The following is a 21,392-nucleotide window of genomic DNA, read 5'->3' as shown; positions in this document are numbered from 1 at the left end:
TATCGTTAAGCTTTACAATATAACGTATAGTAAAAGCGATGATGAAAAAAGAGTAGTAAAGTTTTGTTTTCCAGAGAGCTAACGGTCGGTGGAAGTTAGTAAACGCACTTTATGAATGGGATTTCTAGCTGCACGAAGGAAATGTCGTGCCGTAGCTCTCACGTTACGAGATTTGAGTGGACTAAATTATTTTTAGTCAATAAAGGTGGCACCACGGCTCTTTCGTCCTTTAATAGCGAAAGGGCCTTTTGTATGCATTTTTAGTTGAGTTGAGGAGAGATGAGCATGGTAGTTGAGATGAGAAGTTATGTAGTAAAGAAAATAAATGGAGATACGCATACACCGATTTCCATTTATGAATCAGTGCAGGGAACGAAAAAAGTATTATTTGAATCAAATGCTAAATTTAAACATAATGGGCGCTATTCGTTTATTGCGTTCAATCCTGTAGGGGAGCTAAAAGGCGATGGAGCAACGAGTACATTCCAGATTCATGACGAGCCATTGGAAACCGAGCGGCTGCCTGTGCTGGTAAAGTTAAAACAATTACTGCCGATTTGTAATGAGCAATTTCCGTTTGCCTTTTTCGGAGGAGCAATTGGCTACTTCGGCTATGAAACAGCCTTCCATTTTGAAAACATAGGGGAAATTGTAGGCGATAAATATAATATGCCCGATGTTCATGTATATTTTTACGAAACTTTTATTGTAATTGATCACTTATTGCAGGAGATATCGATTATTGCCCTCGATCTTTTTGAAAAAGGCTATTCTGCTGAACAATTGCAGCAAAAAGTGGATGTAATTGAACAGATGATTACTAAAGCGACGCAGTTAACACCGAATAACCCGGTTGAAGTGAAATTCACTCCATCGATTGAAAAGGACAGCTTTATCGAAATGGTGGAAACGGCGAAAGAACATATACGTAAAGGTGATATTTTCCAAGTTGTTTTATCTCAAACTTTTGAGGCGGAATACAGTGAAAATCCATTTACACTATATAGGAAATTACGTACGTCCAATCCATCTCCATATATGTTTTATCTCGATTTTGATGATTATACGGTTTTAGGGACATCACCCGAAAGCCTGGTAAAAGTTCAGGATGGGATTGTGACAACTAATCCAATCGCAGGAACAAAGCCTCGGGGGAAAACAGCACAAGAAGATGAAGCATTGGCGACAGCTCTTTTACAGGATGAAAAGGAAATTGCTGAGCATAAAATGTTAGTCGATCTTGGGCGAAATGATGTTGGACGTGTTGCACAAATCGGAACGGTGCAAGTGACTAGATATATGGAAATCGAAAAATATAAATTCGTTATGCATATCGTGTCTGAAGTGTCTGGTAAATTGCGAGATGATGCACATTTAGTTGATGTTCTTGCATCAAGCCTGCCAGCTGGAACGGTTTCAGGAGCTCCGAAAATCCGGGCGATGCAAATTATTAATGACTTGGAACGTCGTAAGCGCGGCATATATGCTGGAGCAATTGGTTATTTATCTACTTCAGGAAATATGGATTTGGCACTTGCGATTCGGACGATGATTGTAAAGGATGGAAAAGCCTATGTCCAGGCAGGTGCCGGGATCGTGTATGACTCAGTGTCAGAGATGGAATACGAAGAAACGCTTAATAAAGCAAAGGCATTGTTGGAGGTGCGCAAATGATTTTACTTATCGATAACTATGATTCGTTTACGTATAATTTGTATCACCAAATTGCAATGTTAGGTGAAGATGTAAAAGTTGTCCGGAATGATACTGTAACAGTTAATGATATTCGTTCTATGAAACCGAAAGCCATTGTTATTTCACCTGGTCCGGGTAAGCCTAAGGAAGCGGGCATTGTAATTGAAATGATTCAACAGCTATACTCTGAGTTTCCGATTTTAGGTATTTGCTTAGGACATCAATCTATTGGAGAAGCTTTTGGCGCGGCAGTGAGCAGGGCGGAAAATATAATGCACGGTAAAACGAGCAAGCTTCGATTTGAAAAGAAAGGTTTGTTTGAACATTTTGAAGAGGAAATTGAAGTGATGCGTTATCATTCGCTTATTATCGAAAAAGAAACATTGCATAAGGATTTTGAGATTGTTGCAATAAGCGCGGATGATGAGGAAATAATGGCAATTCAACATTGTAAGTATCCTGTATACGGTTTACAGTTCCACCCTGAGTCTATCGGAACTAAGCTTGGTTCCGATATGATCAGGAAATTTCTTGAAGAGGTGGAGGTACGTGTATGATTCCAAAAGATAAACATGATTTAGCCGCAGTTGAACAGTTAAAAGAAGCAGATGCTGAATTGATCATCCCAATATTGCCACAGCTACTTGAGTGGGTTCAGGATATGAACTGGCCGGTAGCTGAGCCAATGGTCGAACTATTGCTTCAGTATCCAAATGAGATAACTCCACTTGTAGAAGAGGTTCTACGTGGAGACGATGATATGTGGATTTACTGGTGCTTAGTAAGAATTGTCCCGAAGCTGCCGTTTTATTCAAAGCTTGTATTGGTAGATGCAGTAGAGAAGATTGCTGCAATGGAGGAAACCCCATTTAATGAAGATAATATTGAAGCTGCAAAAGAAGCATTACAAAGTTTCGAACCCTAAAACTTTCGCCTAATCAGATATCTGGTTAGGTGATTTTTTTAAAAAACTAAAAAGAAAATGAGTCCAACTTTAAATTAGATACGTCTATAAGGTTGAAAGGGGGGCGGCAAGTGAATATTGAGCAGCTTATTGATACATATAGTGATTATTTGTACCGAATTGCCTTTATATATACGAAGGATCGCTTAGCGGCAGAAGAAGTTGTCCAGGACGTATTTTTAAATTTTTATCATAAATCGGATCAATTTGAATAGAAGGCGTCGATTAAAACATATTTAGTAAAAATGACGATAAACCGCAGCTATGATTATTTGAGAAGCTGGAAGAACAAGAAATTTGCTATTTTTCAGTTGTTTCAACCATATGAAAAGGGTGCTGAGCAAATTTATGTAGAGAAGGAGTTACAAGGGGAAGTAACTGCTGCAGTTCTTGCCTTACCCGTCAAAGATCGGGAAGTATTATTGCTCTATTATTATGAAGAGATGACAGTTATCGAGATAGCAGAGTTATTACAATTGGCGGTATCGACGGTTAAATCACGTTTACAGCGTGCAAGGGCGAAGTTAAGGCCAAAGTTAAGTATGGAGGTGATGAATGATGAATAAAGAAAAATGGCAAAAAGAGTTAAGTAAGCTGCAATTAACGGAACAACAGAAGATGAAGATAAAACAAACGATTATTCATTCAAAACGCCCGAAACGTCAGGTGAATTGGACAATTGTGATTGCACCGATTTTTGTTTTTACTGCATTGTTTTTTTGGTACCTAATTAGTAATGCTGATTTTGTTTCACCTATCAATCAAGCATCTAAGCCAGTAACAGATAGTTATGAAACAGAACATTTAACTGAATTAATAAGAAGAGGCAAACATGTAGCCGTCATTAGTTTATTGCTAATTATCAATGGTATCCTCGCGACAATGGTATTTTTTAAGATGAAGCGATGGCAAAAACCGAAAATACTTAAATTACGAAAAATAGTTTATAGTTGGCGATATGTGCTTATCTTTATTGTGCCATTTATCATCTCTGCAATAGGTGGAATGCTTCAGATGTTAGAAATGGACATTCAGTGGCTGAAGTTTAGTATTTTCATCCTAATTATTATTTTTCAAATTTTACTCTCATTTTATTTTGCCCGCAATACAACTGGTAATGTATGTTGTCTGCATTGTAGCCATTCATTTTCAAAAAGGGAGCAAATTAAAATGGTATGGCATTTTAAAATAGAATTGCATTGTCCATCATGTAATGAAAAATTATTTTACACAAAAAAATACCGTCAAATAATAGGGGTATTAACGATGCAAACAACGGCAACTTTAATCTTCTCGCCTTATTTGGGCTTACCGCTTCCATTGAATATTCTATGTGTTGCTATTTTTATACTCGTAATATGTTTGGTGATTATGCCATTATATCTGGATTTAAAAAAGGAAGAAGAGTTTTTGTTTTAAAAAAACTGCAGCCGAATTCAAATATTCGGCTGCTGAGACTGTAGACAAACTCTTAAAACCGTTGATTTCCATTCCGGGACCGATGCTTTCCCCGGGCACGGCTCCAGCTAACTAAATGGTGCCAAGAGCGGCAGGCACCATTTAGTGGATCTTCCGCACGTGCGGTTCCCGGTGGAGTCACGGTCCCTCCATTCCAATCAACTTATTCATCCCTTTAAATAAAGCGAGGTACGAACGATGACTAGCAATAAATTCAATGAACATGAACAACTTGTTCCTGCTAAGCACCTAATTAAAATTTATAATAAAAAGACAAAAGGTTTTTCGAGACCTTTTGTCGACAATCTGTGTAGCCGAATTCAAATATTCGGCTGCTTTTACACGTTAAAGTAATTTGGCAATATCGCTTTCTGCTTTTGTCGGGGAATCCTGTGGTGCATAACGTTTAATGACGTTTCCATCCCGATCGACTAAAAACTTCGTGAAATTCCATTTAACTGATTGGCCTAAAAGTCCTTTTGCTTCTGAAGATAAATGTTTAAATAATGGGTGAGCGTCCGCACCGTTCACTTTAATAATCTCGTGCATTGGAAAAGTTACGCCGTAGTCCATGCGACAAAATTCGGCAGCATCTTCACTTGAAGATAATTCCTGCTTAAATTGATCGGATGGGAAGCCAAGTACGACAAATCCTTCCTCTTTATACTTTTCATAAAGTTCCTCAAGCTGTGAAAATTGATTCGTAAAGCCACATTTACTCGCAGTATTGACAATCATCATTACCTGTCCTTTATAGCGGTCTAATTCATATTGTTCCCCTTTTTCTGTTTTAACAGGGATGTCATAAATATTCATTAATATTCTCCTCCTAAAAACTATTCATATTAAATTTTGTATTATTATCGTACGGAAAAAATGCCATTATGTAAAATAATCCATTTCATCGGAGTATAAAAATAAAATAAAATTTTTGTCGAAAAAATGTCGAACGGTAAATTTTATTAAGTAAAACGTGACAGTTGTCACTGTGTGGGAAATATGTTTGCGCTTACATTATGTTGAGTAAATAATTTTATACATCAAGGGGATTTAGAATGACAAAAAAGATTGCATGGGTTACAGATACAGCAGCACTATTATCGCCGGAATTTATAAAGAAGCATAACATACATGTGCTTGCATTAAATATTGTATTTGAAGAAGGCGCACTACGCGAAACAATTGATATGACACATGATGAATTTTACGATAAATTAAAAAATGCAAAAGCACATCCGAAAACATCCCAACCTGCTTTTGGTGAGCATGTAGCATTATATGAAAAATTAAAACAGGAAGGCTATGATTGTGCAATTGCCATTCATACATCCGAGCAATTATCAGGAACAGTATTAAGTGCTCCTATGGCAGCTGAGCAGGCAGGATTTAAAAATTTTGTTATCGATGCAAAAATTGGCTCCTATCCAATGCAATACATGTTGGAGTTAGGATTGGAACTTGAAAAAGACGGCCTGGAACCAGAAGAGATCGTGAAGAAAATTGAAGCAATGCGTGGAAATGCAGAACTAGCCTTTATACCAGCGAGTTTAGACCAGCTGCATAAAAGTGGACGAGTTTCAGGGACAGCTATGTTTCTTAGTAATTTATTAAATATTAAATTAGTCATTGAATATAATAAAGAGGGCGGCGTAGAAGTAGCACAAAAAGTTCGTGCAGATAAGCGTGCGAAAAAAGCCGTAATCGAAAAACTGCAACGTGCCATTCAGAAATCACCTGTAAAAGAAGTAGCAGTTATACATTGTAACAATATTACGGGAGCAATTGAGTGGAAAAAGGAACTGGAAGAACAGTTTCCTACTATTATATTTACGCCAACGCCATTATCTGCATGTGTAGGTGTTCATGCGGGCGAAGGAACATTAGGTTTAACTTGGGTACGTGAATAAGTAAAATGCAGGGCATCCATTTAGATGTCCTGCATTTTTTTGTTATTCAAATATAAATAATGAATTAAGACAGCGAAAATCAAAGTAATTAATAGGGAAGATACCATAAAAGTTACCGTTCCTATCCAGCCGTATTTAGACCAAAATAATCCTCCAATTGTCCCTCCTATACTAGAGCCCATATAATAAGCAAATAAGTATAAGGAAGAGGCCTGTGCTTTATCACTTTCTGCCAACTGACTTACCCAACCGCTCGCTATAGAATGGGACCCAAAAAAACCAAATGTAAAAATAATAAGACCAATAATTTTCAAAGTTAAACTTACCGGAAATGTCAAAAGAGCCCCTGTCAGCATAATAAGAATACCGCTGTATAAAACCTTTTGACGTCCATATGTATCAGATAAGCTGCCGAACCAGGCAGAGCTCCATGACCCGACTAGATATACGATAAAAAGCCAACTAATAATTGTCATACTTAATAAATAAGGAGGCTCGACTAATTTAAATCCAATATAATTGTACATTGTGACAAAGCTGCCCATTAATGTGAAACCAATTCCAAATAATAAAACGAGCTTTTTGTTCTTAATATGCTGAAATAATGTTTTTGATAATAGCTTAAATTGTAATGGGCGTGGGTTGAAATGTTTCGATTCCGGAAGTGCCCAGACGAAATAACAACTTATAATGATGCTTAATACACCAAGAACAATCATTCCTATTTGCCAACTGTAAAGGTCGGACATTGTACCGATAATGATACGACCGGATAATCCTCCAACAGCATTGCCACTTATATAAAGCCCCATTGCAGCTCCAAAGCTTGTGGGATCCATTTCCTCTCCTAAATAAGCCATCGCAATAGCGGGAACACCTGCAAATACAAAACCTTGCAGAATTCGCAGTACAAGAATTGCCTCGAAATTAGGTGCAAAAGCCAATGCGAAAGTAAGGAAAGATGCTGCAAAAATCGAAATCGTCATCAACTTTTTCCGTCCCCATGCTTCGGATAATGAACCGAAAAGTATGAGGCTAAATGCAAGGACTGAAGTAGCTGCAGATAGCGACAAACTTGCTGTAGCAGGGGAAACATTATAGTCTTTCGAAAACTGGGGCAAAAGTGGCTGTGTAACGTAAAGATTTGCAAAGGTAATAAAGCCCGCGGAAAATAGAGCGATATTCGTCATTGTAAATGCTTTCGTTCCTTTTTTTATGTAATCCATAATACCCCCCAATCATGAATAGCTGACCTGAATATAAAGAACAGCTTTTCGTATTCGCTATTCAATGGATTGTCCTGTTAATATCTTAGCAATTTGTTCAATTGTCATGTCTGAACTTAAATCAAACGCTCCTTTTTGAATGGAGCGCGCATAATCCGGTTTGGATAAAAACAGCTCAAGTTCGCGTCCATTTGCAACAATGCCAAAATCTTCTGCCTGCTGTCCGATTGTATAAATGGAAACATCTTCATATATATAAATCGTCGCTTCGGTAACTTTCTCAGTATTCGATTTTTCTTCATTTATAGAAGAGGAATCATTTGTTTTTTCAGCTGTTTGATTTTCAGATTTTTCATCTGTATGAGAATTTTGCTTGTCCAATTGTTCGGTTAATAAAGTTATTTGATTTTCATAATCTTTTAACTGCTGTTCATATAGTGCTATGTCTTTTTGTTTGGATTCGGTTTCACCAGAAGATAAATCAACTAAAGCGATGCTCGCCCCCGCGACAAATAGACCAATTCCAAATGCTCGCAAAGAGGTTTTCATTGTTTCCCTCCGTTTGCCAAAATCGACTGGATTTGGGCATGTGATAAAGTGGAAAGTTTACTTATTTCATCAATTGATAAACCTTGACCGTTTAATGCCAAAACCTGACTTACTAAAATGCCGTTAATTGGCTTATTATTCTTTTCAGATTTTAAGCCAGATTGGGTATAACTGCTTTGATCTGTCTTGATTTGAGCAGCCACTTTCTGAAAAGAAGTAAAAGCATCGGGTTTATCAACTTCAGGATGCTTAACCTGGAAATTCGGTTCTACTAGCAACTCTTCCTCCAGTAGTTTAATCCGGCGTTTTAAAGCATTTGTTTCTTGATAAATATTAATTGATAAATCTTCTACATCTTTTTCAACCTGAACGGACTTATCTTTTAAAAAGAACGATAAGATAATGACGATAATTCCTGCAATCATTAATATCGAAGAAAGTTCCATATGTAGTCCTCCATTTTATTACTAATCTTATTGAAGATGTAATGAAACATGTCTTGTTTGTATAAAAACTTTCTACCTCATTACAAATTACCTTTATTTTAGCATAGTAAAACTTAATAATAAATCATACTAGATTTTTTGAGAGAGTGTGTTATAATAGGTAAGTCGTATAAATCATGCTCAAATAAATTTATATTCTTAATTTAGAGTGGGAGGGTTAATGATGCGCGTAAACATTACTTTAGCTTGCACAGACTGCGGCGAACGTAACTACATTTCAAAAAAGAACAAGCGTAACAATCCAGAGCGTCTTGAACTTAAAAAATATTGCTCTCGCGAGAAGAAGTACACTCTTCACCGTGAAACAAAGTAATAATCGCTCAGTTAGCCAAAACCACTTGTGGGTTTTGGCTTTTTACTTGGAACATATGAACATTGTTGAACGTTTTTATGATAGATGGATTTAAAATTGATCTATGATAATAACTGTTAACCTATATGAAGAAAGTAGGGGGATTAGTTGGATAAAAGGGATTATCGTAAACAAGTGCAGGAAAATTTGGCACGAATGTCGTATCAAACATATCGTGAGCGCTCATTCAATTTAGCCCGGCAGTTATTACAAGAACCTTCTATTAAAAAGGCTAGTACCATTGCGCTTACTTTATCAAATCAACCTGAAGTAGATACTACGTTTATAATCGAGCAATTTTGGTTATTAAATAAGAAAGTTGTCGTTCCGAAATGCAACCCGGCGGACCGTTCGATGCAGTTTTACAAAATAGATAGCTTTGCTGAGACGGAACGGGCATACAAAAACATTTTAGAACCAATCCCAGAATTGACACAATTAGTCGAAAAAGAGGAAATAGACGTGATAGTTGTTCCAGGTGTAGTGTTTGATCGTCAAGGTTACCGTATTGGTTTTGGTGGCGGTTATTATGACCGATTTTTAGTTGGATACAGCGGAAAGCGCATTTCCCTCGCTTTTGAAGAACAGCTTTTAAATGAAGTACCGAGAGAATCACATGATCTACCGGTACATATACTACTTACAGACAAAGAGCGCATAATTTGCGGATAAATGTTGGAGGAACGACAAATGAAGTCAATGTTGGACATAATTGGATTACTGAAACAATACGGAATCTACATTTATACTAAGGACCGGATTGGTGATCTATATTTGATGGAAGATGAAATTAAGGAATTATATAAAACGAATGTTTTGGATATTAAAGATTTTCAGATGGCTTTGTTAATTTTACGTCAAGAAGAGCAAAGACTAAAAGCAGGAAAATAAACTTTATTTATTGTATAATAATAGGTAACGTTTACCTGACTGCTTGTGTAACTAGGGGTTTTGAACGTTTCTGACTCAATTATACCCTTAGTCAAACAGCGGAAGTTCACCGCTGTTTTCATATTTTACGAAACCTTTTCGTTTCTAATACGTACTAACTAATAGTGTATTTTCAAACTGCACTTTCATAATTTTCCCAACAGAATACTGTTGCGTATTAGACTGAAAAGCTTTAAGATATATTTTGTTTCACGTTGGAATTTACACAAATAAAATAATATATTTAAAAATTTGAATATGTAAAGAGAGGATGTATAGGAGATGAAAGATTTTAAATGGCCTAAACATTCGATATTAGCGATTGCCGTAATAGCAACATGGATTAAAACTGTAATTGTTTATGAAACAAGTTTTGATATGAAAATAGAGAATGCAATGCAATTATTAATTTTAATCATCAATCCATTAAGCTTTTTGTTATTTTTCTATGGATTGGCATTATTTTTAAAATCTCCAAAGGCACGAAATCGTTTTATCGTTGGCGGTAGTATATTACTGGCATTCGTCTTATATGGAAATGTAGCGTTCTACCGTTTTTATAATGACTTTGTCACATTACCGGTATTATTTCAAACAAGTAACTTCGGAGAGCTGGGAACATCTGCGGCTGCAATTATTAACTGGACGGATATTTTATATTTCGTCGATGTAGCGATTATTTTAATTGCACTTAAGCTTATGCCTAAATCTGTTGAATTCACGCCAATTCGCAAAGATGCACGTAAAGCATATTTCGTTATGACAGCAGCTGTATTATTTTTGAATTTGGGATTAGCGGAAACAGAACGTCCACAGCTATTGACGCGTGCGTTTGACCGTGAGCTATTAGTTAAGAATATCGGAACATATAACTATCATTTATATGATGTGTATGTACAATCTAAATCATCTGCCCAACGTGCTTTAGCAGACGGTAGTGAACTTGTGGAAGTGAGCAACTATGTTCGTGCCAATCAGGCAGAGCCAAATATCCAAATGTTCGGCAAGTATGAAGGACGTAATGTCATTGCTATATCATTAGAATCATTGCAATCCTTTGTTATTAATAATGAAATGAACGGGGAAGTTATTACACCTTTCTTGAACTCATTAACACAGGATAAAGATACGTACTACTTCAACGATTTTTATCACCAGACAGGATTAGGGAAAACATCCGATTCTGAGTTTATCTTTGAAAACTCGTTATATGGTCTAGGTCGTGGAGCGGTATTCTTTACACATGGTGAAAATACGTATAACTCCTTTGCAGAGCGTTTAGGGGAGAATGGCTATTTCACGAATGTTATGCACGCTAACAATAAATCATTCTGGAATCGTGATATGATTTACAAATCGTTTAATTTAAATGAATTTTACGATATTGAGTCATATGAAGTAACAGAAGAAACATCAGTAAACTGGGGATTAAAAGATATTCCATTCTTTGAACAATCAGCAGCATTGATGAAGGAAATGCCACAACCGTTCTATAGTAGATTAATTACATTAACAAACCATTATCCATTCTACTTGGATCCGGAAGATGTAATGATTCCAGAATATGATTCAAACTCTGGTACATTGAATCGCTATTTCCAAACGGTTCGCTATTTGGATGAATCAGTGAAGGAATTCTTCGATGATTTAAAAGAACAGGGATTATATGAAGACTCAATTATCGTTATGTATGGTGACCACTACGGAATTTCGGAAAACCATAATAAGGCGATGGCAAAGTATTTAAATAAAGAAGAAATTACACCTTATGACAGCGCATTATTACAGGCTGTCCCATTATATATTCACATTCCGGGCGACAATGAGGGACAAGTGATGGATAATGTATCTGGGCAACTGGATATTCGTCCGACACTATTGCACCTTCTAGGTATCGAAACATCTAAAGATATGCAGCTTGGTGCAGATTTGTTTTCAGAGGAACATGAAGATTTCGTTATTTTCCGTGATGGACGTTTTATTACGGATAAAGTAGTTTACGCAGGGGAAGTATGTTATGACCGTGCTACAGGCGAATCAATTGAAATCGATGCTTGTCAACCATATATTGACAGAGCTACCCAGGAGTTAGAGTATTCCGATCAGATTATCAATGGCGATTTATTACGCTTCTATGATTCTGAAACAGGTAATTTACTAACAGATCAAAATTATAAATAACAAAAAGCTGTTCTTGAACATTTCAAGAACAGCTTTTTTTACTTTACAGAAAAAAACGCATCGCTTAGATAGCGACACGTTTTCCCATTGCAATTAGTGTGTTGGTGGATAGCCTTGATTTAAAACTGTCATGATAACAAACCAACCAAATACACCTGCTGCTAAAGCATTGAATGCTACAGCTAAAAGATTTTTTTCTTTGATTGATTGGAATATGCCAACTACGCCAAGAATTGCAACTAGACCAAAAATAACCATTAATAAGTTCATAAAAAATTGACACTCCTTTAAGACATTCCAAAAAATGTCGCAACAATATTCCTCTTTTATTGTAAAGGTTTCCAATTCGTTTGTCGAGGACTAAAAATGACGTTTGTTTGAACGTTAGTTTTCACTATCTAGTAGGAAGAAAAAATGTATAATGAGAATTGAGGTGATTAGATGTTAAATATAAGAAAATATAGTTTAGGGCCAGTTCAAACAAATTGTTACATTGTAAGCAATAAGGAGAAAGATTGTCTGATTTTTGATCCGGGTGAAGAAGCAGGACGCATTATTGGTGAGGTACGAAAAAACGGATTAAGACCTTTAGCTGTTTTATTGACGCATACACATTTTGATCATATTGGTGCAGTGGATGCTATAAGAGAAAAGTATAATATACCGCTATATGTACACGTAAAGGAAGTTGATTGGTTAGCAGATCCGTTGAAAAACGGTTCAGGGAAATATGCGGAGTTACCAAATTATATAGTGGGGAAACCTGATGAAGCGCACGTTATTCGTAAAGAAGGCGAGCTGGCAATTGGCGAATTTAAAATTGACGTTGTACATACACCAGGGCATTCACCAGGCAGTATTTCTTTTATTTTTAAAGAAGATGGCTTTGCTATTGTTGGGGATACGTTATTTGAGCAAAGTATCGGTCGAACAGATTTAATTGGTGGTTCAATGGAAGTATTGCTTAAATCGATACATGAGAAATTATTATCGTTACCGGAAGATACGATTATATATCCGGGGCATGGAGAGTATACGACTCCTGCAGCAGAAATGAATTCGAATCCTTTTTTAAACGGATTTTAAGCGTATTTTCTATATAGTATGATTTAGTTTAATATAAAAAAACGACCGCTCTTAAAATAAGAGCAGGTCGTTTTTTTTAGTGTCCACCACCAGGTGTGTGGATGAAAGTTGTATAATATGTGAATCCGGCGAAGAATACTGTTAAATATGCTCCGAAAATGTACATGTACATGCGTTCTGAAAGATTTAAGAAGCCTAATAATAAGAATAAACCTGTATTACCTACGAATAATAGCGAAACCTCGTTCATACCACCAAGGTAGAACATAACGGCGAAAATAGCAGTCCAGAATGCCATAACTTTATACATATTGCTCATGAATTTCCCTCCTTTTGCAAAAAAATAGAGTAATCTCTTAACCATTATAAATCAAGTTTCTTAATAATGTAAACTGGAAGTTATGGAAGAGTTGTGACAATCGCGTGATTTTTGCCATTAATTGTGAACGGCAATTTTATATTTACAGAAAGAACATGCATCCATCATACTTTCTACTTGAGAAATTTCATTTTTGCCAAACAATATATCAACTTGTCCTTTTAAGTAAGATTCGTGAAGTTGGCATACAATATTTCCGTATTTTTCTAATTGGTTATGGAACGGACAGTTGAAAATTGAAAATATAAGGGATTTTGTTTGTTCATTTTCAATAACTTCAGGAACATAGCCGATTAATTTGGCGCTTTTTGTTAACAGGGCAATTTTATCTTCGAAAGTTAAAGGGAATTTCCTTTTTATTTCATCGAGCATTACCTGCATGGACTGTTTTCCATCCTCATAACTAATATCTCGCGCTTTGTCCAATGCCTCGTCACCTAGTTCATATATAAGTTCGAGTGACCATCGGATTAGAGAAGCCGGATCTCGTCTAGGAAAGCTTAGGTTAATTCCTTCATCATTAACTTTATAAACTCGCCCAGGCCGTCCACCTTTTCCCGTTTTTAGATATTCCGCTGAAATTGCATCGATTTCTGACAACTTTGTTAAGTGTAAACGTGCCACATTTGAATGAATGTTAAATCGTTCAGCAATTTCCTGAACCGATACAAATTTTTTGTATTGTAACATATACTCATAAATGGAAAATCGAGTTTCATCTGCCAATGTACTAGTGATTTTAATAGGATGTAGCATTTTTCCACCTCCATCAAGCTAAATATAATATAAAAGTGCCTACTTTTCTATTATTCTACATGAAATGCCATTGAAATTGTTAATATTCATACAAAAAATACCTTAAAAAGAAATTATTTCACCATTTCTATTAATTTTGTATAGACGGTTTTATAATATAAATAGATAAAGGATATCAAGTTAAAAGAGGTGATTAACATCGAACAGCAATCTATAATTGAACAAAAATGTTTAGAGCTTTTGTCGAATGCAGCAAAGCTTGATGCAACGGATATTCATTTAATTCCAAGAGAAGAGTGTTTTGATGTATTGCTCAGGAAGTATGGCCGGTTTGAAAAGACTAATGAAATTCCCAATGATCTCGCCTTACGAATGATTTCTTACTTTAAATTTTTGTCATCCCTCGATATTAGTGAAAGGCGAAAACCCCAAAGTGGTGCGTTTCAAAAGTTTATCGGCCAATTGATGTATGCATTCCGAATTTCCACATTACCTTCTAGTTTTTACAAAGAGAGCTTGGCGATTCGATTATTGCGTCAAAATCATACCGTCCCCTTAAAAACATTATGTCATTTCCATGAGAGTGTTCGACAACTGGATAGGCTGGCTCGTATGGATAGCGGCTTAATATTGATAAGTGGGGCGACCGGCAGTGGGAAGACGACCACACTATATTCAATGTTGCAATACTGTGCTCAGCATCTTTCACGACATGTTATATCAATTGAAGACCCTGTGGAAAGTACACAGGATCATCTGTTGCAAATTCAAGTTAATGAACGGGCTGGTATAACGTATTCAGCCGGTTTGAAGGCAGTATTGAGACATTCACCTGAAGTCATCATGCTGGGGGAAATCCGTGATCAGGAAACAGCGAAGGTTGCGATGGAAGCCGCATTTTCAGGGCATTTAGTTATCTCTACTATTCATGCGAAAGATACTGTCAATTGTTTATATCGGCTTCAGGATTTGTCTGTTTCTTTAGAAGAGATGAGGCAAATGCTTAAAGCTGTCATTTCACAGCGTCTAATCGAAACTGATAAACAGGGCTATAAAGCAGTTTTTGAGTTTTTGACAGATAAACAATTACAGAGCGCGATAGAATCTATAATAGAAGGCCATCGTTTTACACTGCCTTATGAACAAACAATAGCTGGACAAAAGGCGCTATTAAAAGGAGAAGGCTATGAATATACCTCTCATTAAAAACCTTCCGACCACCCCGTTATTTCAAAAAACAATTATTAAGCCTTCCGAGTTCCCTACATTACTTCAACGAATTTCAACATTATTAAGTGAAGGCTATACATTTGCCCATAGTATAGAAATGCTGCTTCCTTATCATGTGAAGCAATATGAACCGGTACAACAGGAAATTTCGAATATCCTGCACAATGGAGGGAATGTGACGCAGGTTTTTCAGTTCCTCCGGTTGGATAATCAGTATTTAGTATCAATAGAAATGGCTGAAGTAACCGGTAGATTGAGCGAAGCAATAGAAATAGTATCGAAGCAACTTACCTTCCAACAACAAGCGAAACTAAAATTGTTAAAAGTAATTTCTTATCCAATAGTGTTATTTTCCTTTTTAATCCTGCTGTTTTTTGCGTTCCGTACGTATTTTTTGCCGAATATGGCTTCAGTCGTAGCTTCGCGCGGTCAAGGTGAGGAATCAGCAAGTATCCAATGGTCGGCATTTTTCCTCCATATGCCCGACTATATCGTAGCAGTTAGTGTTTTTTTATGTTGTCTGCTAATAACGTTTATTTTCTATGTAAGAAAGAAACGCATCGACATACAACTCCATCTGCTATTTAAGCTCCCTTTCTTCAGCCTATTTTGGCGATTGATATTAACAAGACAATTTTCAAGACATTTAGGCAATCTATTGGTCGCGGGAATTTCTCTTCAAGATGCATTTGACCATTTAAAATTCCAACAGCATCAGAAACAAATAGCATATATTGCCGAAACGTTACAGGAACGTATTCTTATTGGTGATTCTTTATCGCGTGCTGTTGTGCTTGTCGGTTATTTTTATCCTAAGTTTGAACATTTTATTGCCCACGGAGAGGCTAGTGGTTTACTGGGGCGGGAACTAATTTTGTATTGTGAGCTTCTTGATGAAAAGCTGCAGAAAATTATAGAACGGTTACTGGCAATTGTTCAACCATTACTTTTCATCATTATTGCCATGTGTGTCATTGCTGCTTATTTAAGTATTTTAATTCCTATGTATGATGTGATTGATTTTATTTAAGAAAAGGTGGAAGAAATGATGAAAAATGAAAAAGGATTTACATTAGTTGAAATGCTTGTTGTATTGTTAATTATTTCTATATTGATTTTAGTAACCATTCCTAATGTATCCAAACATTTCGCGTCAATTGATGAAAAAGGCTGCGATGCCTATGTTTTAATGCTTCAAGGACAAGTGGAGGCATATAAGTTGAACCATAAAGAATATCCAAGTTCCATATCAGACTTAATAGAAGAGAACTATGTTATGGAAGAAGATTTACGATGCCCTGATAATACGCAAATTAAAATTGAGAATGGTAAAGTGATAGCTTCGACTTCGAGTAGCTAGCTAACACGGTAATAATAAATGAAGTTAAAAATAAGAACAGTTTTAACGAATGCAAAAGGATTTACTTTATTGGAAATGCTCGTTGTCCTCTCAATCTTTATGGTGGTAAGTACAGCAATTCTCTTTTTTTCACATAAACCATTGTTAGATTTTACAGAAAAACAATTAATGAATCAAAATGAACTCTTAATAAGAATGACGCAGTTGATTTCAATTGATAAAGAGAATCCGCATAGTTTTGAAATCGTCAATTGCCGTAGAATTCGTATAAGGGAAATGAATAGAGAGGGCGTTATATACGAGCAGATGGTACCTAAAAACATTGAAATATTTATAACGACCCCGAACTCAAGGCTCAGCTTTAATACGAAAGGAAATGCGCATGCGTTTGGGCGAATTACGTACCATTTTGAAAATGTGACCTATCAATTCTCTGTGAATATTGGGAAAGCAAGAATTTTGGAAAAGGAGGTTTTTCATGACACAGAGAGGCCTAACGCTTGTAGAAACACTGTTGGCAGTCGTCATTTTATTTTTCCTGACTTCAACAATGATTCCACTCACTTATAATATGAAACAGCAAATAGCAGATCAAAAATTACAGACCCATGCCGCTGAGGTCGCCTTCATGGGTGCGTTAAAGTATAAAAGATACGGTCAATCAGCCGGTACTCAAGAAATCGATCAAACTGTTTTTCATTGGACCTATAATGGCCAACAACTTTGTGTACTGTTCGATAACAACGAGGTGGAAAAGGAGCAATGTATATGAAACGAGCTCGGATAAATGAGGCAGGATTTACACTGTTGGAAAGTCTGTTCCAGTTAACTGTTTTCGGTTTATTCGCTTCGATTAGCTTACTAATCCTAATTCGGGTAAACGATATCCAGCAAATCCATAAGATGAAGGATGAAGTGAATTGGGAGTTTTTCGTCTATGATTTGCATCAATATAATATGAATTCCGCATCTGGCAGATTATATAATTCCAGCACACTGCAGCTTGAAATGCAAAATGACCCAAACGACCGGTTATTTGTATTTGATAAATCAGAGCTGCATTTACGGAAAAGGTCGAATAAAGGGGGCAATGAGATTCTATTGCCATTCGTTGATAAATGGCATCTAGAAGGAGATGGCAATAATCTAAATATGAAAGTGGTGATGCAGGATGGAACGGAAAGAGAACGATCCCTCGTGTTACCATTGGATCCAAAATGAAAAAGGGGCATTATTTTTAATGGCAATTCTCTTATTATTCATCGTAACTGGATCTGCCATTTTATATACAAATGCATATTTTGCACAATTAAAATTTTATAATTCATTGGAATTTCCCAATAAACGTTGGTATAGCTGCATTTAGAAGGGCACAGGAGAGGGTGTACCCCAAACTGTACCCCAAATCACAAAAAAGAACGTATATTTACCCTTCGCCAATATTAAAGTGATTAAATAATTCTACTGTTTCTTCTTCAACTCGACTGAGTGAATGTGCATATACATTCATAACTGTTGTCGGGTGATCTCCAATAATTTTTGCTACTGATACAACCGGAATTTTATTCGCTATTAAGATCGATGCAAAAGTATGACGAAAACCGTGTGGTGTGATTCTTGGTAAATCATATGTGCACTTATCTAATAAATAATCCAATGCATCATTTACATAAGTGTCACTGATAGGGGTGAATTTGTATCGATCAATAAATACATAACTATCTTTTTCGACAGTCATTTGTTTTTCCCATTTATTTTGAATGCACCAAACTTTATATTTCTTTAATTGATTAATTAGTATTTTGTTTATTGAAATGGTTCTGTAGCCATTATCTGATTTAGGCGGGCCAACTTTTTTATTTGCGCGTGTTCGCTCAATCGTAATCGTATTGTTCTCAAAATCGATATCAGACCATCGTAAGCCAGCCAATTCACCTTTTCTGATACCAGACATACCTAATGTTAAAAAGATGGTGTAGTAGCTCGTAGGTTCTGTTTTATAAACATAGTTTAAAAATAATTTTAACTCTTCCTCTGAAAAATAGTTACTATCCTTTTTCCCATTAAATTTCCCATAGTCTAATTTGGTAACTGGATTATTCCTGATAATACGTTCATCCACAGCACTATTGAGAGCTGCAATAACTATTCTTCCGACACTTTTTAAAGTCCTTTGTGATAAACCTTTTTCGATAAGAGGATTAATTAAATCTCTTTGCATCACCATGTTGGTAATCTTAGTTAACTTCATTTTTCCAATCAATGGTGAAATGTGAAGCCTAATATGTCGTTCGTATAATTCATAAGTGCCTATGCGCCAGTTAGTTTTATTGGCATCCATCCAAATAGTCAGCCAATCGATTAGTGTATAGTTAGCCGATGTAACATAACTTTCATTCCCATCTAAAATATCGGCTTTCACTTCAATTAATGCTCTTTCTGCATCTTGCTCAGTCGAAAATCCTTGTTGTGACTTTTCCTGACGATTTTGAAACTTATCATAGAATTTATAACGATACGCATATTTAGTGTTTCCGGCAGCATCTTTATATTTATAGATGCTGTCTTTTTTTGTTTTTGTCATTTTATATCTTGCCATTTTGATTACCCCATTCATTTGCACGGGCAGGTGCTTTAGCTTAATGATGGTAATCTATTAACCTCACCCCCCTTAAATGGGAATGTATGTTCGTTTTTTAGGTATTAAATTAGCTTCTCACATTTCAGCTCGACTAATTCAATCGGTACCTTATGTAATGAAGCTATAGTTTGAATCGTTTCATATTCATTAAAGGATTCGTCTGGTATTAATAATTCGGCAGCAAAGCAATTCGCTTCACGTTCGATTTTACTGACTGACAGAAAAGTATTTTGATTCATAAAAGGTGTATTTACATTTTTGTGGAATAAGGCATGTCCTAGTTCGTGAGCACAAACAACTTTCTGGGTATGCTTCTCCAATTTCGAATTGATAACAATATACTGATTTCTACGATCGTATTTATAATAGCCATTGATTTCGTGATGAAGGTCATGCTGCATGACCTGTATTTTTAAATGATTTGCCAACTGATATGGACAGTTAGTGTTGTATTTTTGTTTTAACTGATTGGTTTTCTCTTTTATCCACATGCAATCACTCGCTTTACCTAATATTATTCATCATCACGGTACTTCTTAGGTGTAAATTTCTTGTTGATTCGTTGTGTTTGTCTAAATAATAATTCCATTGATTCGAGTAATGATTCTTTCGCTTCTTCTGACATCGGTTCACCATCAAAAGCTAAGCCATTGCTGTTTTCTATTTCTTTTTCAAATTGTTTTAAGCGTTTGGCGATGTCTCGTTCGTCTTTGTCTGAAAATACTTTAGAGTTCTTCGTTTGAGTAGGATTATTAGATTTTCCTAATAAATAATCACTAGAACAATCTAATACTTCTGAGAGTCTACTTATATCTTCAGCACTTGGATCAGTGTAACCACGCTCCCAATTTGAAATTACTTGTGGAGATGCAGATACCTTGTCAGCTAGCATTTTTTGAGTGTAACGATTTTTTTGTCTTTGTTCTTTTATACGTGCCCCAATCATTAATTACACCTCATCTTTCTATTTGAAATATACCACTAACTAACGTATTTAGATACATTTATAACGGAATTTGAGAATTATAATATAAAAACAGTTGACATTAACGGAAAACGTTAGTATATTGTTATTAACGGATTACGTTACTTTGGAAGGAGGGGCTAACATGGTCCATGAAAACTTAAAAAAAATCCGAACAGCTATGGGTGTAACTCAATCTCATTTAGCAAAAAAGATTAATGTAACAGGCATGACATACAGTCGGATTGAAAATGGAGAAAGTAAACTAGATGTTGAACGTTTAAAGGTGATTTCAAGAACATTAGGTATTGATATTTCAGTTTTTTTTGATGAAAAACTAACGAAATCCGTTATAGAGAGTATTGATAAGGCTCATTATCACGATAAGCAACTAGCGTAGGAGGAATGAAGATGAATCAATTAGCAATTATTCACCAACAACGTGTATTAAATAAGGATTTAGCAGTGTACGGCACTTTCGAAAATCCACTGTTCTTAGCAAAAGATGTTGCAACTTGGATTGAACATTCAGCTACTCACATGATGCTAAAAAGCATTGACGAGGAAGATAAGGTTCGAAACATTATTTCTACCCTTGGTGGTCCTCAAGAGATGTGGCTTTTAACTGAAGATGGTCTTTATGAAGTCTTAATGCAATCACGTAAACCGATTGCAAAGCAGTTCAAAAAACAAGTCAAATCCATCTTAAAAGAAATTCGAACAAACGGCGCGTATGTTCATGCCGGTGAAGATGACGACGAAACGATCATCATGGCTAAAGGTTTACTTGCAGCACAAAGAGCGATGGAACGTCAAAAACGCGAAAACCAAGCACTTCATAAACAAATTGAAGCTGATTCTCCATATACGAAGTTCGGTAAGGTTGTAGCGCTTTCGGATAGCGCAGTGAATATTGGAACTTTTGCAAAGATGGTTTATGAAAAACATGGCATAAACATCGGACGTAACAAACTGATTGCCTGGCTGAGAGATAAAGGTTATCTCATTAAGCAGCACGGGGCAGAAAGAAATTTACCTAAACAGCGATATATCGAGCAAGGTTGGTTCCGTGTCCGTCCAGCAGTGGTGGCACGTACAGATGGTGACATTCAAACAGGAACAACATTAATTACAGGCAAAGGGCAAATCGCCTTAACAGATATTTTAATTAAAGAATTTGCACAAAAAGCAAATTAAGCGGAGGTAAC

Annotated in this window: 30 protein-coding genes and 1 other annotated feature; of the genes, 20 read left to right on the top strand and 10 right to left on the bottom strand. The window is 36.1% G+C overall.

What is annotated here, in order from left to right; all coding sequences use genetic code 11:
• Nucleotides 1-29 precede the first annotated feature (29 nt).
• Nucleotides 30-233 (top strand) — a binding site (T-box leader).
• 52 nt (nucleotides 234-285) lie between these two features.
• From trpE to MKY13_RS12340, 6 genes are all read left to right on the top strand, one after another.
• The gene (gene trpE, locus MKY13_RS12365; protein ID WP_339213025.1) at nucleotides 286-1,674 is read left to right on the top strand and encodes an anthranilate synthase component I; all 1,389 of its coding nucleotides are present in this window, start codon (nucleotides 286-288) and stop codon (nucleotides 1,672-1,674) included.
• Nucleotides 1,671-2,252: an aminodeoxychorismate/anthranilate synthase component II gene (locus MKY13_RS12360; protein ID WP_339213024.1), complete on the top strand. Its 582-nt coding sequence runs from the start codon at nucleotides 1,671-1,673 to the stop codon at nucleotides 2,250-2,252. Before trpE ends, MKY13_RS12360 begins: the two co-directional genes overlap by 4 nt.
• A complete protein-coding gene (locus tag MKY13_RS12355; RefSeq protein ID WP_339213023.1) occupies nucleotides 2,249-2,620 on the top strand; it encodes a DUF5071 domain-containing protein in 372 nt (123 codons plus the stop codon). The genes MKY13_RS12360 and MKY13_RS12355 overlap by 4 nt, the downstream gene beginning before the upstream one ends.
• A 110-nt stretch (nucleotides 2,621-2,730) precedes the next feature.
• A complete protein-coding gene (locus tag MKY13_RS12350) occupies nucleotides 2,731-2,874 on the top strand; it encodes a sigma factor (protein WP_339213021.1) in 144 nt (47 codons plus the stop codon).
• Between the two features lie 9 nt (nucleotides 2,875-2,883).
• Nucleotides 2,884-3,225 carry a sigma-70 family RNA polymerase sigma factor gene (locus tag MKY13_RS12345; protein WP_339216925.1) on the top strand — a complete coding sequence of 114 codons (342 nt, stop codon included), beginning with the start codon at nucleotides 2,884-2,886 and terminating at the stop codon, nucleotides 3,223-3,225.
• On the top strand, nucleotides 3,215-4,078 hold the full coding sequence (locus tag MKY13_RS12340; protein WP_339213019.1) for a TIGR04104 family putative zinc finger protein: 864 nt from the start codon (nucleotides 3,215-3,217) through the stop codon (nucleotides 4,076-4,078). The genes MKY13_RS12345 and MKY13_RS12340 overlap by 11 nt, the downstream gene beginning before the upstream one ends.
• A gap of 384 nt (nucleotides 4,079-4,462) precedes the next feature.
• On the opposite strand, the gene MKY13_RS12335 is transcribed toward MKY13_RS12340, so the two are convergent.
• Entirely contained in the window at nucleotides 4,463-4,933 is a 471-nt protein-coding gene (locus tag MKY13_RS12335) for a redoxin family protein (RefSeq protein WP_339213017.1), read from the bottom strand.
• A 239-nt stretch (nucleotides 4,934-5,172) separates the two neighbouring features.
• Between MKY13_RS12335 and MKY13_RS12330 the strand changes: the two genes are divergently transcribed.
• A complete protein-coding gene (locus tag MKY13_RS12330) occupies nucleotides 5,173-6,024 on the top strand; it encodes a DegV family protein (RefSeq protein WP_339213015.1) in 852 nt (283 codons plus the stop codon).
• Nucleotides 6,025-6,044: 20 nt separating this feature from the next.
• On the opposite strand, the gene MKY13_RS12325 is transcribed toward MKY13_RS12330, so the two are convergent.
• The 3 genes from MKY13_RS12325 to MKY13_RS12315 are packed head-to-tail and all read right to left on the bottom strand — an operon-like array spanning nucleotide 6,045 to nucleotide 8,245.
• Nucleotides 6,045-7,250 (bottom strand): MFS transporter, encoded by a 1,206-nt coding sequence (locus MKY13_RS12325; protein WP_339213014.1) that lies wholly within the window; start codon nucleotides 7,248-7,250, stop codon nucleotides 6,045-6,047.
• 57 nt (nucleotides 7,251-7,307) lie between these two features.
• Nucleotides 7,308-7,799 carry a hypothetical protein gene (locus MKY13_RS12320; RefSeq protein ID WP_339213012.1) on the bottom strand — a complete coding sequence of 164 codons (492 nt, stop codon included), beginning with the start codon at nucleotides 7,797-7,799 and terminating at the stop codon, nucleotides 7,308-7,310.
• Complete coding sequence (locus MKY13_RS12315; RefSeq protein WP_339213010.1) at nucleotides 7,796-8,245, bottom strand: hypothetical protein; 450 nt, start codon at nucleotides 8,243-8,245, stop codon at nucleotides 7,796-7,798. Before MKY13_RS12315 ends, MKY13_RS12320 begins: the two co-directional genes overlap by 4 nt.
• Before the next feature lie 223 nt (nucleotides 8,246-8,468).
• On the opposite strand from MKY13_RS12315, the gene rpmG reads away from it, so the two are divergent.
• The 4 genes from rpmG (at nucleotide 8,469) to MKY13_RS12295 (ending at nucleotide 11,768) form a co-directional block, all read left to right on the top strand.
• Nucleotides 8,469-8,618: a 50S ribosomal protein L33 gene (rpmG, locus tag MKY13_RS12310; protein ID WP_008408521.1), complete on the top strand. Its 150-nt coding sequence runs from the start codon at nucleotides 8,469-8,471 to the stop codon at nucleotides 8,616-8,618.
• Nucleotides 8,619-8,765: 147 nt separating this feature from the next.
• The gene (locus MKY13_RS12305) at nucleotides 8,766-9,329 is read left to right on the top strand and encodes a 5-formyltetrahydrofolate cyclo-ligase (protein WP_339213009.1); all 564 of its coding nucleotides are present in this window, start codon (nucleotides 8,766-8,768) and stop codon (nucleotides 9,327-9,329) included.
• A gap of 18 nt (nucleotides 9,330-9,347) precedes the next feature.
• Nucleotides 9,348-9,548 (top strand): YqgQ family protein, encoded by a 201-nt coding sequence (locus tag MKY13_RS12300; RefSeq protein ID WP_191700213.1) that lies wholly within the window; start codon nucleotides 9,348-9,350, stop codon nucleotides 9,546-9,548.
• A gap of 321 nt (nucleotides 9,549-9,869) precedes the next feature.
• Entirely contained in the window at nucleotides 9,870-11,768 is a 1,899-nt protein-coding gene (locus MKY13_RS12295) for an LTA synthase family protein (RefSeq protein WP_339213008.1), read from the top strand.
• A 93-nt stretch (nucleotides 11,769-11,861) separates the two neighbouring features.
• On the opposite strand, the gene MKY13_RS12290 is transcribed toward MKY13_RS12295, so the two are convergent.
• Entirely contained in the window at nucleotides 11,862-12,038 is a 177-nt protein-coding gene (locus tag MKY13_RS12290; protein WP_191700211.1) for a DUF2759 domain-containing protein, read from the bottom strand.
• A 171-nt stretch (nucleotides 12,039-12,209) separates the two neighbouring features.
• Here MKY13_RS12290 and MKY13_RS12285 point away from each other — a divergent pair, with 171 nt between their 5' ends.
• A complete protein-coding gene (locus tag MKY13_RS12285; RefSeq protein ID WP_191700210.1) occupies nucleotides 12,210-12,854 on the top strand; it encodes an MBL fold metallo-hydrolase in 645 nt (214 codons plus the stop codon).
• Between the two features lie 76 nt (nucleotides 12,855-12,930).
• On the opposite strand, the gene MKY13_RS12280 is transcribed toward MKY13_RS12285, so the two are convergent.
• Together MKY13_RS12280 and MKY13_RS12275 are read right to left on the bottom strand one after the other, a co-directional pair.
• Entirely contained in the window at nucleotides 12,931-13,173 is a 243-nt protein-coding gene (locus MKY13_RS12280) for a DUF2626 family protein (RefSeq protein WP_008404362.1), read from the bottom strand.
• Between the two features lie 117 nt (nucleotides 13,174-13,290).
• On the bottom strand, nucleotides 13,291-13,989 hold the full coding sequence (locus tag MKY13_RS12275; protein ID WP_191700209.1) for a helix-turn-helix domain-containing protein: 699 nt from the start codon (nucleotides 13,987-13,989) through the stop codon (nucleotides 13,291-13,293).
• 189 nt (nucleotides 13,990-14,178) lie between these two features.
• Between MKY13_RS12275 and comGA the strand changes: the two genes are divergently transcribed.
• From comGA to MKY13_RS12245, 6 genes are all read left to right on the top strand, one after another.
• Nucleotides 14,179-15,195: a competence type IV pilus ATPase ComGA gene (gene comGA / locus MKY13_RS12270; protein ID WP_191700208.1), complete on the top strand. Its 1,017-nt coding sequence runs from the start codon at nucleotides 14,179-14,181 to the stop codon at nucleotides 15,193-15,195.
• The gene (gene comGB / locus MKY13_RS12265; RefSeq protein ID WP_191700207.1) at nucleotides 15,176-16,249 is read left to right on the top strand and encodes a competence type IV pilus assembly protein ComGB; all 1,074 of its coding nucleotides are present in this window, start codon (nucleotides 15,176-15,178) and stop codon (nucleotides 16,247-16,249) included. Before comGA ends, comGB begins: the two co-directional genes overlap by 20 nt.
• 18 nt (nucleotides 16,250-16,267) lie before the next feature.
• Nucleotides 16,268-16,579: a competence type IV pilus major pilin ComGC gene (gene comGC, locus MKY13_RS12260; RefSeq protein ID WP_191700206.1), complete on the top strand. Its 312-nt coding sequence runs from the start codon at nucleotides 16,268-16,270 to the stop codon at nucleotides 16,577-16,579.
• A 478-nt stretch (nucleotides 16,580-17,057) separates the two neighbouring features.
• Nucleotides 17,058-17,351 (top strand): type II secretion system protein, encoded by a 294-nt coding sequence (locus tag MKY13_RS12255; RefSeq protein ID WP_191700204.1) that lies wholly within the window; start codon nucleotides 17,058-17,060, stop codon nucleotides 17,349-17,351.
• Complete coding sequence (comGF, locus tag MKY13_RS12250; protein ID WP_225231246.1) at nucleotides 17,348-17,800, top strand: competence type IV pilus minor pilin ComGF; 453 nt, start codon at nucleotides 17,348-17,350, stop codon at nucleotides 17,798-17,800. The genes MKY13_RS12255 and comGF overlap by 4 nt, the downstream gene beginning before the upstream one ends.
• Nucleotides 17,801-17,819: 19 nt before the next feature.
• The gene (locus tag MKY13_RS12245) at nucleotides 17,820-17,945 is read left to right on the top strand and encodes a hypothetical protein (RefSeq protein ID WP_339213004.1); all 126 of its coding nucleotides are present in this window, start codon (nucleotides 17,820-17,822) and stop codon (nucleotides 17,943-17,945) included.
• 60 nt (nucleotides 17,946-18,005) lie between these two features.
• On the opposite strand, the gene MKY13_RS12240 is transcribed toward MKY13_RS12245, so the two are convergent.
• From MKY13_RS12240 to MKY13_RS12230, 3 genes are all read right to left on the bottom strand, one after another.
• Nucleotides 18,006-19,178, bottom strand: coding sequence for a site-specific integrase (locus tag MKY13_RS12240; protein ID WP_339213002.1), 1,173 nt, complete (start codon nucleotides 19,176-19,178; stop codon nucleotides 18,006-18,008).
• A 104-nt stretch (nucleotides 19,179-19,282) separates the two neighbouring features.
• Nucleotides 19,283-19,711 carry an ImmA/IrrE family metallo-endopeptidase gene (locus MKY13_RS12235; protein ID WP_339213000.1) on the bottom strand — a complete coding sequence of 143 codons (429 nt, stop codon included), beginning with the start codon at nucleotides 19,709-19,711 and terminating at the stop codon, nucleotides 19,283-19,285.
• Between the two features lie 23 nt (nucleotides 19,712-19,734).
• A complete protein-coding gene (locus MKY13_RS12230; protein WP_339212998.1) occupies nucleotides 19,735-20,166 on the bottom strand; it encodes a helix-turn-helix domain-containing protein in 432 nt (143 codons plus the stop codon).
• A 163-nt stretch (nucleotides 20,167-20,329) separates the two neighbouring features.
• Between MKY13_RS12230 and MKY13_RS12225 the strand changes: the two genes are divergently transcribed.
• Both MKY13_RS12225 and MKY13_RS12220 read left to right on the top strand, forming a co-directional pair.
• Nucleotides 20,330-20,584, top strand: a complete 255-nt coding sequence (locus MKY13_RS12225; protein ID WP_339212996.1) for a helix-turn-helix transcriptional regulator — start codon at nucleotides 20,330-20,332, stop codon at nucleotides 20,582-20,584.
• An 11-nt stretch (nucleotides 20,585-20,595) separates the two neighbouring features.
• Nucleotides 20,596-21,381 carry a phage antirepressor KilAC domain-containing protein gene (locus MKY13_RS12220; RefSeq protein ID WP_339212994.1) on the top strand — a complete coding sequence of 262 codons (786 nt, stop codon included), beginning with the start codon at nucleotides 20,596-20,598 and terminating at the stop codon, nucleotides 21,379-21,381.
• The last annotated feature ends 11 nt before the right edge of the window (nucleotides 21,382-21,392 follow it).

The sequence above is a fragment of the Solibacillus sp. FSL W8-0372 genome, from assembly GCF_037969735.1.
Taxonomy (GTDB): domain Bacteria; phylum Bacillota; class Bacilli; order Bacillales_A; family Planococcaceae; genus Solibacillus; species Solibacillus faecavium.
The sequence above is the reverse complement of the archived record's forward strand: the minus strand, read 5'-3'. Positions and strand labels throughout refer to the sequence as shown.

Excerpts from the sequence above, each read along its gene's own strand:
- trpE (WP_339213025.1), top strand. The coding sequence starts at position 286 with ATGGTAGTTGAGATGAGAAGTTATGTAGTAAAGAAAATAAATGGAGAT.
- MKY13_RS12360 (WP_339213024.1), top strand. The coding sequence starts at position 1,671 with ATGATTTTACTTATCGATAACTATGATTCGTTTACGTATAATTTGTAT.
- MKY13_RS12355 (WP_339213023.1), top strand. The coding sequence starts at position 2,249 with ATGATTCCAAAAGATAAACATGATTTAGCCGCAGTTGAACAGTTAAAA.
- MKY13_RS12340 (WP_339213019.1), top strand. The coding sequence starts at position 3,215 with ATGATGAATAAAGAAAAATGGCAAAAAGAGTTAAGTAAGCTGCAATTA.
- MKY13_RS12335 (WP_339213017.1), bottom strand. The coding sequence starts at position 4,933 with ATGAATATTTATGACATCCCTGTTAAAACAGAAAAAGGGGAACAATAT.
- MKY13_RS12330 (WP_339213015.1), top strand. The coding sequence starts at position 5,173 with ATGACAAAAAAGATTGCATGGGTTACAGATACAGCAGCACTATTATCG.
- MKY13_RS12325 (WP_339213014.1), bottom strand. The coding sequence starts at position 7,250 with ATGGATTACATAAAAAAAGGAACGAAAGCATTTACAATGACGAATATC.
- MKY13_RS12320 (WP_339213012.1), bottom strand. The coding sequence starts at position 7,799 with ATGAAAACCTCTTTGCGAGCATTTGGAATTGGTCTATTTGTCGCGGGG.
- MKY13_RS12315 (WP_339213010.1), bottom strand. The coding sequence starts at position 8,245 with ATGGAACTTTCTTCGATATTAATGATTGCAGGAATTATCGTCATTATC.
- rpmG (WP_008408521.1), top strand. The coding sequence starts at position 8,469 with ATGCGCGTAAACATTACTTTAGCTTGCACAGACTGCGGCGAACGTAAC.
- MKY13_RS12300 (WP_191700213.1), top strand. The coding sequence starts at position 9,348 with ATGAAGTCAATGTTGGACATAATTGGATTACTGAAACAATACGGAATC.
- MKY13_RS12295 (WP_339213008.1), top strand. The coding sequence starts at position 9,870 with ATGAAAGATTTTAAATGGCCTAAACATTCGATATTAGCGATTGCCGTA.
- MKY13_RS12290 (WP_191700211.1), bottom strand. The coding sequence starts at position 12,038 with ATGAACTTATTAATGGTTATTTTTGGTCTAGTTGCAATTCTTGGCGTA.
- MKY13_RS12285 (WP_191700210.1), top strand. The coding sequence starts at position 12,210 with ATGTTAAATATAAGAAAATATAGTTTAGGGCCAGTTCAAACAAATTGT.
- MKY13_RS12280 (WP_008404362.1), bottom strand. The coding sequence starts at position 13,173 with ATGAGCAATATGTATAAAGTTATGGCATTCTGGACTGCTATTTTCGCC.
- MKY13_RS12275 (WP_191700209.1), bottom strand. The coding sequence starts at position 13,989 with ATGCTACATCCTATTAAAATCACTAGTACATTGGCAGATGAAACTCGA.
- comGB (WP_191700207.1), top strand. The coding sequence starts at position 15,176 with ATGAATATACCTCTCATTAAAAACCTTCCGACCACCCCGTTATTTCAA.
- comGC (WP_191700206.1), top strand. The coding sequence starts at position 16,268 with ATGAAAAATGAAAAAGGATTTACATTAGTTGAAATGCTTGTTGTATTG.
- MKY13_RS12255 (WP_191700204.1), top strand. The coding sequence starts at position 17,058 with ATGACACAGAGAGGCCTAACGCTTGTAGAAACACTGTTGGCAGTCGTC.
- comGF (WP_225231246.1), top strand. The coding sequence starts at position 17,348 with ATGAAACGAGCTCGGATAAATGAGGCAGGATTTACACTGTTGGAAAGT.
- MKY13_RS12245 (WP_339213004.1), top strand. The coding sequence starts at position 17,820 with ATGGCAATTCTCTTATTATTCATCGTAACTGGATCTGCCATTTTATAT.
- MKY13_RS12240 (WP_339213002.1), bottom strand. The coding sequence starts at position 19,178 with ATGGCAAGATATAAAATGACAAAAACAAAAAAAGACAGCATCTATAAA.
- MKY13_RS12235 (WP_339213000.1), bottom strand. The coding sequence starts at position 19,711 with ATGTGGATAAAAGAGAAAACCAATCAGTTAAAACAAAAATACAACACT.
- MKY13_RS12230 (WP_339212998.1), bottom strand. The coding sequence starts at position 20,166 with ATGATTGGGGCACGTATAAAAGAACAAAGACAAAAAAATCGTTACACT.
- MKY13_RS12225 (WP_339212996.1), top strand. The coding sequence starts at position 20,330 with ATGGTCCATGAAAACTTAAAAAAAATCCGAACAGCTATGGGTGTAACT.
- MKY13_RS12220 (WP_339212994.1), top strand. The coding sequence starts at position 20,596 with ATGAATCAATTAGCAATTATTCACCAACAACGTGTATTAAATAAGGAT.